This window comes from Hymenobacter algoricola (genome assembly GCF_039539525.1).
GTDB classification, from domain to species: Bacteria; Bacteroidota; Bacteroidia; order Cytophagales; family Hymenobacteraceae; genus Hymenobacter; species Hymenobacter algoricola.
Window position 1 is genome coordinate 1 of sequence record NZ_BAABDH010000086.1, and the last position, 9,902, is coordinate 9,902.

The 9,902-nt window shown below is 65.2% G+C and carries 9 protein-coding genes; all 9 read right to left on the reverse strand.

Annotated elements, in window-relative coordinates:
• Positions 1-328 precede the first annotated feature (328 nt).
• The gene (locus tag ABD842_RS14195) at positions 329-1,699 is read right to left on the reverse strand and encodes a M20/M25/M40 family metallo-hydrolase (protein WP_345115163.1); all 1,371 of its coding nucleotides are present in this window, start codon (positions 1,697-1,699) and stop codon (positions 329-331) included.
• A gap of 255 nt (positions 1,700-1,954) precedes the next feature.
• Entirely contained in the window at positions 1,955-3,253 is a 1,299-nt protein-coding gene (locus tag ABD842_RS14200; protein ID WP_345115166.1) for a beta-ketoacyl synthase N-terminal-like domain-containing protein, read from the reverse strand.
• Entirely contained in the window at positions 3,246-4,568 is a 1,323-nt protein-coding gene (bioA, locus tag ABD842_RS14205; RefSeq protein ID WP_345115169.1) for an adenosylmethionine--8-amino-7-oxononanoate transaminase, read from the reverse strand. The genes ABD842_RS14200 and bioA overlap by 8 nt, the downstream gene beginning before the upstream one ends.
• Positions 4,569-4,781: 213 nt before the next feature.
• On the reverse strand, positions 4,782-5,432 hold the full coding sequence (gene bioD / locus ABD842_RS14210; protein ID WP_345115172.1) for a dethiobiotin synthase: 651 nt from the start codon (positions 5,430-5,432) through the stop codon (positions 4,782-4,784).
• A gap of 32 nt (positions 5,433-5,464) precedes the next feature.
• A complete protein-coding gene (locus tag ABD842_RS14215; protein ID WP_345115175.1) occupies positions 5,465-6,316 on the reverse strand; it encodes an acyl-CoA thioester hydrolase/BAAT C-terminal domain-containing protein in 852 nt (283 codons plus the stop codon).
• A gap of 67 nt (positions 6,317-6,383) precedes the next feature.
• Complete coding sequence (locus tag ABD842_RS14220) at positions 6,384-6,962, reverse strand: Crp/Fnr family transcriptional regulator (protein WP_345115177.1); 579 nt, start codon at positions 6,960-6,962, stop codon at positions 6,384-6,386.
• Positions 6,963-7,079: 117 nt separating this feature from the next.
• Positions 7,080-8,243, reverse strand: coding sequence for an aminotransferase class I/II-fold pyridoxal phosphate-dependent enzyme (locus ABD842_RS14225; RefSeq protein ID WP_345115180.1), 1,164 nt, complete (start codon positions 8,241-8,243; stop codon positions 7,080-7,082).
• An 8-nt stretch (positions 8,244-8,251) separates the two neighbouring features.
• Entirely contained in the window at positions 8,252-8,524 is a 273-nt protein-coding gene (locus tag ABD842_RS14230; RefSeq protein WP_345115183.1) for a hypothetical protein, read from the reverse strand.
• Positions 8,525-8,595: 71 nt separating this feature from the next.
• Positions 8,596-9,603, reverse strand: coding sequence for a biotin synthase BioB (gene bioB, locus ABD842_RS14235; protein ID WP_345115186.1), 1,008 nt, complete (start codon positions 9,601-9,603; stop codon positions 8,596-8,598).
• Positions 9,604-9,902: the final 299 nt, after the last annotated feature.

A 9,902-nucleotide genomic window follows, 5' to 3' on the forward strand; every position in this document is an offset into this window, starting at 1 on the left:
CTTCTGCTTTAAACTCAGCAGTGAAGCGGCGACGGGTACGTTTCGGGTTCATGGCATTGACTAAGATAGCCGCCATAAACTGTCCAAACTTTGGGGAGTACTACATGTAGCACATGGTAGCGTGGGGCTTGGTTGAATCAAACCTAGTCAAAACAAGTTGCCACATAAAACCAATTTCAGTGCTGGTTAGACATCTGGACCCGACTGTAACTGTAGTAGTGCAAGCTCGAAAACTGCCCTAATGGCGCTTACAGCCCATTCATGGTCCAACGGATAGTTTAATCAGCAGACATTGCTACTACGTTTGCCACCCGCCTATTTGGCGCATTTACCGCACCGGCTTGGGCAGCATCGGCAAACTCTCGTGGCCCTCGGCATCCACGCTTACCACCCCGAACAGGTAGTTGTCCTTGCTGTGGGGCAGGTCGGCTTTGGGGTCCGTCACGAAGAACTTCTGCTGCCACTGCGGGGCGCTGGTTTCGCGCATCAGCACGTAGTAGCCGGCCGGTTTCTCGCCGGCTTTCGGGGCTTCCCACTTCAGCTCAGTGCGGTTGCTCAGGTTGGCCGTGAGCACGCCCACGTTCTGGGGCGCCGCCGGGGCCAGGGCCAGGCTGGCCAGCGTGGCCAGGTTTACGCCGGTGTTTTTGCGCAGGTACTGGAAGTCCATGCCCTCAGGCGTATCGCCGTAGGCACGGCCGTTTTCGGTGCGCAGGTCCTGGTGCTGGTGGGTGAAGTCCTCGTTCATCTCCGTGAAGCGCACCGCCGTGAAGCCCTGCTGATTAAAGGGCGTGTGGTCGCCGCCGCGCAGAAACCGGTCGGGGCGGTATTCGAGCACCACTTCGAGGCCCTCGACGTACTGCCTGGCAGCCGTCTGGGCGTAGCGGGCCAGCTGGCGGGAGGGCGAGTCGTTTTCGGAGCTGAGCGTGCGCCGCAGCTTGGCCTCGTCGGGTGTTTCATTGGCCGGCACCCCTTCGCTGAACACGCGCAGGTGCTTGTCGTCCTTGAGCTGCGGGTCGTGGCCGAGGGAGTTGCCCATGATGTCGTTGTTGAGCATGGCCGTCAGGTTCCAGCCTTCCTTTTTGGCCCGCTGGGCCAGGTAGGTCGAGCCGTAGAGGCCCTGCTCTTCGCCCTGCACGGCCACGAAGATGAGGGTACAGGGAAACTTCTGCTTGCTCATCACCCGGGCCAGCTCCATCACGGCGGCCGTGCCCGAGCCGTCGTCGTTGGCCCCGGGCGCGTCGGCCGTGGCATTCATCACGTCCGTCACCCGGGAGTCGATGTGGCCGCTGACGATGAACACGCGGGTGTCGGTGGGGTCGGTGCCGGGCAGCGTGGCCATCACGTTAGCCATCAGTACGGGCTTGTTGATGCGCCGGCCGTCGGGCCTGACCGTGAACGTGTCCTGAATTACCGTCAGCCGGCCGCCGCTGGCTTTGCTGTACTTTTTGAATTCTTCTTCCACCCAGCGCCGGGACGCCCCGATGCCGCGCTTGGGATCCTTGGTGTCGCTCAGCGTGTGCCGGGTGCCGAAGCTGACCAGCTTCCGCACATCGTCTTCCAGGTTTTTGGCCGAAATATCCTGCACCATCTGCCTGATGGCGGCGTCGGCCTTGGTGGTGGGGGCCTTGGTTTGGGCCTGCGCCGAAGGCGTAGCGGCCAGCGCGGCCAGAGTGAGGCAAGCGGCAACGGGGAATTTCATACGGAGCAGATCAGGAACGGTAGAAGCATTTGCAGTGGGGCAGTGAAGGTAGCAACCCTGGCAGTGGTACCCAAAAAAAGCCCCGGCCGCCGGCAGGTGTCTGCAGTAGCAATCGATTCAAAATTAAAAGCCTTCCTACTTTCGAGGAGGGCCGTCAGAAGTAGCAAATAATTTCCTTTGGAATTGATTGCTACTGACCCCCGCCGCCGGCTGGCAGTCCCGCACGGGGGAGTCCGGAAGGCACGTCGCGCGAGGTTATACCACCGACACCAGCACGCTGGCCGCGTTGCCCCCAAACCCGGCCGCATTGATCAGCACCCGCCGAATCGGGCGGGTAGGGGCCGGCGTGAGGTCGGTGGCAAAAGGCGGCGCCGGCCACGATTGGGTGGCCAGAATCTGGCAGGCGAAGTCGAGGCTCAGCGCGGCCGAAGCGCCCAGCGTGTGGCCCAGCAGCCATTTATTGGAAACCAGATCGGGCTTACTACCCCCGAATACCGCCCGGATGGCCTGCCGCTCGGCCGCGTCGCCGGCCGGGGTGCCGGGGCTGTGCAGCACCAGGGCATCCACCTCGGCCGCCGTGCGCCCGGCCTGGCCCAGCGCCTGACGCATGGCGGTCTGGAAGTGCTGCCCGTCGGTGGAAAGGCCGGTTTTGCTGCCCAGGGCCTCGAAGCCGAAGCCCACGCCTTCCAGCACCAGCAGCGGCCGCCCGGGCTGGTGCTGCTGCTCCAGCAGCAGCGCCGCCCGCCCGACTTTCTCCAGCGCAAACACCGCCGCGCCCTCGCCCAGCACGAAAGTAGACGGCTTGCCCGCGCCGGGCCGGCAGGGGAAGTCGGCGGCGGCGAAGGGCGAGTAGATGCCCAGCGCGTGCAGCTGGGCCAGGGTGAAACCGGTGAGCGACGCTTCGGTGCCGCCGGCCAGAAACCGGTCGGCCATGCCGGCGCGCAGCCAGGCCACGGCGTTGCCCAAAGCCTGAAAGGCGCTGCTGCAGGTGCTGGAGTGGCTGAGCGCGGCGCTGCTGGTGCTGCCCGCGTCGAAGGCCACCCAGCTGGCGACGTTGCCCAGGGTGGTGAGCGGGGAGGCCGCCGCGGCCACGGCGCCGGTGCTCAGAAACTCGTGGTGGTAGTGCTCGGTGCGGCCCGTGGCGCCCCGGGATGAGCCGATGCTGACGCCCAGGTTGGTTTTTGGTTGGTGGTTTTTGGTTTTTGGCTTTTCACGGGCAGAATCAAGGTCAACAGGCAATTGCTCGTTGCTGATAGTTAATTGATCATTGCCCCCGCCCCAGCCAGCTTGGGCCGTGGCCTGGCGGGCGGCCAGGATGGCCAGCAGCACGGTCCGGTCGAGTTGGCGGTAGGCAGACTGGCTTTTGCGCAGGGCTGCCAGCTGCTCCTCAAGGGCGGCGGGCAGCGCGGCTACCGCCAGCGGCTTGTCGCCGAGCAGGTGGGTGGCAAAGCCCGGCCGGCCCGGCGCATACGCCTCGGCGGCCACGCCCAGCGCCGAAACCCGGCCCCGGCCGCGAAGGATGATCAGCTCCTGGGAGGCAGCGGAATTAGTCATGCAGGTACTCGGGCAGGGTGGGGGCGGGCAGAAAATCCAGGACCAGCTCCCGCATCCGGCGCAGCACGGCGTAGAGCAGGTCCAGCTCGGCGGCGGTGGTGCAGTAGGGCGGCAGCAGGTACACCACGTTGCCCAGCGGCCGCAGCACCACGTGGTGGTCGAGGGCGAGCTGGTAGAAGGCGTCGCGCAGGCGGCTGAAGTAGCTGGTGCCTTCCCCCGGGTCGTACTCTACGGCCAGAATGGTGCCCCGGTGCCGCACCGCCCGGATGCCCGGCTGGCCCTCGATTTCGCGGCCAAAAGCGGCGTGGGCCGCCTCAATCCGCTGGCGCTGGGCGGCGCAGGCCTCGGCCCGGGTCAGCTCCAGACTGGCCAGCGCCGCCGCGCAGGCTACGGGGTTGGCAGTGTAGGAATGGCCGTGGAAGAGGGCCCGCATCTTGTCGTCGCTCAGGAAGGCCTCGTAGATGGGGGCGGCGCAGGTGGTCAGGCCCATGGCCAGGGTGCCGCCGGTGAGGCCCTTGGAAAAGCACATGATATCGGGCTGCTCAGTGAGCAGGGCGCTGGCAAACAAAGGGCCGGTGCGGCCGAAGCCGGTCATCACCTCATCGGCAATGGCCAGCACGCCGCGCTGGTGGCAGCGGCGCAGCATCTCGCTTAAAACTTCCGGCTCGTACATTACCATGCCGGCCGTGCCCAGTACCAGCGGCTCAAAGATGAAGCCGGCCACTTCCGGGCGGGCCAGGGCCGCGTCCAGCTGGGCCAGCACCGCAGCCTCGCGGCCCGGCACCGGCACGTCGATAAACTCGACTTCGAACAGCAGCGGCCAGAAAGGCTGGGTGAAGGCCCCCCGGCTGCTCACCGACATGGCCCCGAACGTGTCGCCGTGGTAGGAGTCGCGGAAGCAGAGGAAGGTGCGGCGCTGGGGCTGGCCCTGGTTGTGGAAGTATTGCAGCACCATCTTCAGGGCCACCTCCACCGCCGTCGAGCCGTTGTCGGAATAGAATACCCGGGCCTGGCGGGCGGGCAGCAGCGCCAGCAGCTGCTCGGCCAGCTCCACGGCCGGGGCGTGGGTGAAGCCGGCAAACAGCACGTGCTCCAGGGTGCTGAGCTGCTCGCTCACGCGGCGGGCAATGTGGGGGTGGGCGTGCCCGTGCAGGTTCACCCACCACGACGAGATGCCGTCGAGGTAGCGGGTGCCGTCTTCGGCAATCAGCCAGCTGCCTTTCCCGCGCACAATGGGAATGGGCAGCGGCGCGGTCTGCATCTGGGTGTAGGGGTGCCACAGCACGGCGTGGTCCCGGTCGGCAAGGGTGGACATAGAGCGAGAAAGCGGATGGAAGCCACAAAGGTAGCCGTCATTGCCGGGAGACACGCCAGCAACCCTCAGGTCATTGCCAGGACGAAGGACGAAGCAATCCGTCCCGGACCCTGAGCTACCCGTTATAAAAGCAGCAGCCCCTGCCGTATGCTGACGTCAGGGCTTGCTGGGCTAACAACGGTTTCTTCGCTGCTCAGGACGGATTGACGCCGCTTAAGGCGCGGAATGGCTTTCGCCCCGCACTGCCAAGCCAAACCAGGCCCGAAACTCCGCCGCGTACCGGCTCACCACGGCGGGCGAAACTTCGGCTTCCGCCCGCAGCCGGGGCATTACCGGCACGCCCGTGTGCTGGCAGATGAAATCCTCGGTGGCCGGGTTAGGCTCACCGTTGAAGACCAGCCCCCGCACCCTGAGGCCGCGCGTCTGCAACGCTTCCAGCGTGAGCAAAGTGTGGTTTATGCTGCCCAGATAATTGCGCGACACGACGACCACGTCCAGCCCGAACTGCTGCATCAGGTCGGCCATCAGCAGCCCCGGCGCCAGCGGCACCAGCAGCCCGCCCGCGCCTTCCACGATGAGGTGGTTGTCGGTAGCAGGAAGCTGAAAATCCTCGGGCCGCAGCGTAATACCCTCAGCGGCGGCGGCGGCGTGGGGCGAGGCCGGCAGCTGCAGCCGGTACCGCTCCGGGTGGAATCGACTGGTTTGGTTTTGCACCAGGCCGCGCACGGTGGCGGCATCGGTGGTGGGCGTGAGGCCGGCCTGCACCGGCTTCCAGTAATCGGCCTGCAGGGCTTCGGTAAGGATGGCCGAGACTAGGGTTTTGCCGACGTCGGTACCGATGCCGGTGATGAAGAGTTTTTCCAAAGGGATGGTGATAGAGAAAGGGCGGAAGCCGTCTAGCGAGCCGGAAAGTTCGTGTGCAGAAAGCGAATTACCGCATCAAAATGCTTAAGCGGCTCGGCATGCCCGCCCACAATAGCCAGGTGCTGCCTGGGGTAGCGTAAGCTAGCGCGCTTTAGCTGAGCCAGCATCTGTTCAGCCATGGGGGTAGAGGGACATACCTCATCCTGAGTCGCCGATATCAACAGCACCGCTCCCCGGATATTTTCGACCGGAATACGAGCCTGCCGCACCGCCGCCGTGTCCGTGAGCATGGCCGCAAAGGTGGCCCGTAAGTCACCTTTTACCAGGAATGGTACCGCCGCTTCATTCACAGGCACAAACGGTAGCGGCTGCCCCCGGTACGACCACGCCGATGTAGTGAGGTGGTTGGTGTTTCCCGGAAACACCACGTAGCTCCCCACAATGCTCACCACGCACTGGATGTCGGGGTAGCGACTGGCCAGCAGCAGCGCCAGGTCGGCCCCGCGCGAACCGCCCACCAGCGCTATTTTCCGGCCATCCACTTGTGGGTGTCGCGTGGCGGCTTTAATGGCCGCGTACACTGTATCGAGCGAAATCCGGTCCAGCAGGGGCGGGGCGTCGGGGGTCTTGAAGTAGCCCAGGGCCAGAAAGGCGTAGCCATTGGCCACGAGCTGGTCGCGGGTGGGCTGCCAGTGGTGGCTGGCCCAGGCATTGCCGCCTTCCGAACCACCCAGCCCGACCAGCAGGGGTTGGTGCCGACCGGGACCCACATAGAGCAGGCTTTGGGCACCGGGAGTTTTTAAATCAATCTGGGCCGTGGCTGCGGATGCGGCCGTCAGTAGTACGCCCAGAAACAGCGCGAGGGAAAGGAGGAGGTGGCGCATAGCAGAGGTTGGTTTCTGCAAAGGTTAGCCGCGACCGGCCTCAACCTCTTTGATGCAGATCAAATTCTCAGCGCCCGGCCCGAACTCGGCTCAGGGTTTCCTGGGTGATGCCCAAGTAGGAGGCCACCATGCCCAGTGGCAGTCGGGGCAGGATATCGTGGTGGGTGTCGCAGAAATGCGCGTATTTCTCCTTGGCCGAAGTAAAGCGCAGCGACGTGATGCGGTCCATCAGGTGGCCAAACACCGAGCCCATCGAGAGCCGGGCATAGCGCTCCATTTCCGGAAAAGTGTCGAAAAGGTAGCCCAGGTCCTGCACCTGCAGGCTCAGGGTATGCGTTGGCTCCAGCGCCTCCAGGTAGTAGATGTCGGGCAGGCGCTTGATGAAGCTGTTGGGCGAATTCACCCACTCGCCTTCGGCGCTGAAATACTCGGTTATCTTTTCCCCGTCGCGCAGGTAGTAGAGCCGCACCAGGCCCCGCTGGATGAAGTCGCTGCGGGTGCACACGTGCCGGGCGTCGTGCAGCAGCTGACCCTTGCCATAGCTGGCCACCCGCACCCGGTTCAGCAGCGCCGCTTGCAACGCTTCTGAAACGCGGATGTATTGTTCCAGGTGCGGAAGCAAGGTGTCGGCGGCAAGCATAGGCACAACGGTGAGGTTTCGGTAAGCAATAGGTGGGGTCGCATCCCTGCGCCTTTATCTTGAACGATAACGGATGGGCGCTATGGAGTACGAGCAGCAAAGGTGCGCCTCGCTGGTCAGCTTCTACTGGTCAGATAGGGGTATGTCCGTCCCCGCTTGCCCCAGCACTCGTGCCAGCCCGTCGATTTCGCCTTTGGTGTTATACGAATGCACAATCAGCCGCAGCCGCTCGGTGCCCACCGCCACGGTGGGCGCGACGATGGGCCGCACGTCGAAGCCGGCGGCCCGGGCGGCGGCGGCCACCTGCCGGACCTTTTCCGGGCCGGGATTATCGGCGAAGAAAACCGGGTGAATGACGTGGCTGGTGGCCGGCACCCGCAGGCCGGGCACGGCGTTGAGCGTGGCTTTCAGGTAGTCCGACAGCCCGAACAGCTTTTCCCGCTCCGGCCCCAACGCGGGTAGCAGCTCGTAGGCCGCCGTGAGGGCAGCAATGGTGAGCGGGGGCAGGGCCGTGGTGTAGATGAAGGGGCGGCTGAAGTTGAGCAGGTAGTCGCGCAGCACGGCCGGGCCGGCCACGGCGGCGCCCTGGCTGCCCAGAGCCTTGCCGAAAGTGAGGATGCGGGCAAAAATCTCGTTTTCCAGTCCCAGGGCCGCTACCAATCCTTCCCCGCTTGGCCCGTAGATACCGTTGGAGTGAGCTTCGTCGACTACCAGATACAGGTCCTTTGTCCGGCAAAACGCGGCCAGCTCCACCAGCGGCGCTTCGTCGCCGTCCATCGAATACAGGGCCTCCACCGCCACGAACACGGCCCCGCTGGCGCGACTGAGCTTACGCTCCAGGTCGGCCAGGTCGTGGTGCCGGAAGCTCCAGGCGGTGGCGAAGCTGGCCCGGATGCCTTCCTTGACCGAGGCGTGGCTGGCCTCGTCGTAGAGAATCGTGTCGCCGCGGCGGGGCACGGCGCTGAAAAAGCCCAGGTTGGCGGTGTAGCCCGAGTTGAACAGCAGCGCGGCCTCGGCCCGGTGAAACTGCGCCAGGCGCGTTTCCAGCGCTTCGGCCGCGGCGGAGTTGCCGGTGAGCAGGCGGCTGCCGGTGCTGCCGGCGGGCTCGGCGGCCGCGGCCTGCACGGCCTGGCGCACCGCCGGATGCCGGCTCAGCCCCAGGTAATCGTTGGAGCTGAAGTCAACCAGGCCGGAAGCGGGCCGCGGCAGGCGGCGGCGGGTGCCGGCGTCCTCCCGCCTGGTCAGCTCGGCGGCCAGGCGCTGCCGCAGGTCCGCATCAGAAGACATGGCGGCCCTCAGCGGGCCGGAGTTTCAAAGGGCTTGACCGACAGCCACACGGAGCCGTCCTGCCCAAAGCTGCGGGCATTGACCACCATCCAGTCGGAGTCCACTTCCACCCGGTCGCCGAGGCCGGGCAGCACCTGGTGGCGCTCAAAGACCAGGTTCAGGGCCGAGCCGATTTTGTCTTCCAGCTCCGTAATCAGCTCCTGGGCCTCCCGCGCCTCGTGCTGCTGGCGCAGGGTTTCGGCGTAGGCGTGGTCCAGGTTCAGGTCAAAACTAATATTCATGGCGGCAACTAAAAAAGGAAATGGCCGGGCCGGCGCAGGACTATCGGTGGCCGGCCCGGCCAGAATAAAGGTTAGGCTTCTACCGTTGCGGCTTTGCCCAGCACGGTCGCGCCCTCGGGCACGTCCTTGAACGACTTGCGCGGCGTGAGGCCCAGCAGGGCAAACATCTGCTTATCGGCGTCGAAGTCGGGGTTGGGCGTGGTCAGCAGCTTCTCGCCGCTGAAGATGGAGTTGGCCCCGGCCAGGAAGCACAGCGCCTGCTCCGTCACGGGCATCTCCTGGCGGCCGGCCGAGAGGCGCACCATGGTGTGGGGCATCAGGATGCGGGCCGTGCCAATCATGCGCAGCATTTCCCACACGCTGACGCGGGGCTGATCGGCCAGGGGCGTGCCTTCCACGGGTACCAACGCGTTTACCGGCACGCTTTCGGGGTGAGCGGGCAGCGTGGCCAGGGTGTGCAGCATGGCTACGCGGTCCTCGTCCGTCTCGCCCAGGCCGATGATACCGCCCGAGCACACCGAAATACCGGCTTTGCGCACGTGCTCCAGCGTGTTGAGCCGGTCGTCGTAGGTGCGGGTGGTGATGATTTCGGCATAGTGCTCGGCGCTGGTGTCGAGGTTGTGGTTGTAGGCGTAGAGGCCGGCCTGCTTGAGGCGCTCGGCCTGGTACTCGTTGAGCATGCCCAGCGTGCAGCACACTTCCAGCCCGAGGCCATTTACCTGCTCGACCATGCCCAGCACCCGGTCGAAGTCGCGGTTGTCGCGGATTTCGCGCCAGGCGGCGCCCATGCAGAAGCGGGTGCTGCCCGCGTCCTTGGCGCGCTGGGCCGAGGCCAGCACTTCGGCGTCGGGCAGCAGCTTGTGGGCCTGCACGCCGGTGTGGTAGCGGGCGGCCTGGGGGCAGTAGGCGCAGTCTTCGGGGCAGCCGCCGGTTTTCACGCTCAGCAGCGTGCACACCTGCACTTCGCCGGTGGCCTGAGTCTGGGCGTGGATGGCGGCGGCCTGGGTTACCAGCTCCAGCACGGGCAGGTTGTAGATGGCTTTTACTTCGTCGAGAGTCCAGTCGGTACGGAGCAGCATTGCGGGGGAATGAGGTGGTCGTGGGAAGAGCAGGTAAGCCACGGGCGCGGCCGGAAAAGCACCGGCAATGGCCCGCGGAGCCGCAAGATACGCGCGAAGCTGGTTAAGTGGGGCTAAATCAGTCCGCACCGGATTCGGCCGCCGGACCCTGGTGGCCGGGGGAAGCAGGGTCGGGGAGTCGATGCGGAGGGGATATGTGTCTCGTCCGGCTATATGTTGACATGAATAAGGCAAGGGCCCCGCTCGGATTTTCCGGCGGGGCTTTTTCCTTGCGAATGGACTTGATTGGGGGTTAAGTA

Coding starts and splice junctions, on each gene's coding strand:
- ABD842_RS14215 (WP_345115175.1), bottom strand. CDS start 6,316: ATGCGCCACCTCCTCCTTTCCCTCGCGCTGTTTCTGGGCGTACTACTG.
- ABD842_RS14225 (WP_345115180.1), bottom strand. CDS start 8,243: ATGTCTTCTGATGCGGACCTGCGGCAGCGCCTGGCCGCCGAGCTGACC.
- bioB (WP_345115186.1), bottom strand. CDS start 9,603: ATGCTGCTCCGTACCGACTGGACTCTCGACGAAGTAAAAGCCATCTAC.
- ABD842_RS14230 (WP_345115183.1), bottom strand. CDS start 8,524: ATGAATATTAGTTTTGACCTGAACCTGGACCACGCCTACGCCGAAACC.
- ABD842_RS14195 (WP_345115163.1), bottom strand. CDS start 1,699: ATGAAATTCCCCGTTGCCGCTTGCCTCACTCTGGCCGCGCTGGCCGCT.
- bioA (WP_345115169.1), bottom strand. CDS start 4,568: ATGTCCACCCTTGCCGACCGGGACCACGCCGTGCTGTGGCACCCCTAC.
- ABD842_RS14200 (WP_345115166.1), bottom strand. CDS start 3,253: ATGACTAATTCCGCTGCCTCCCAGGAGCTGATCATCCTTCGCGGCCGG.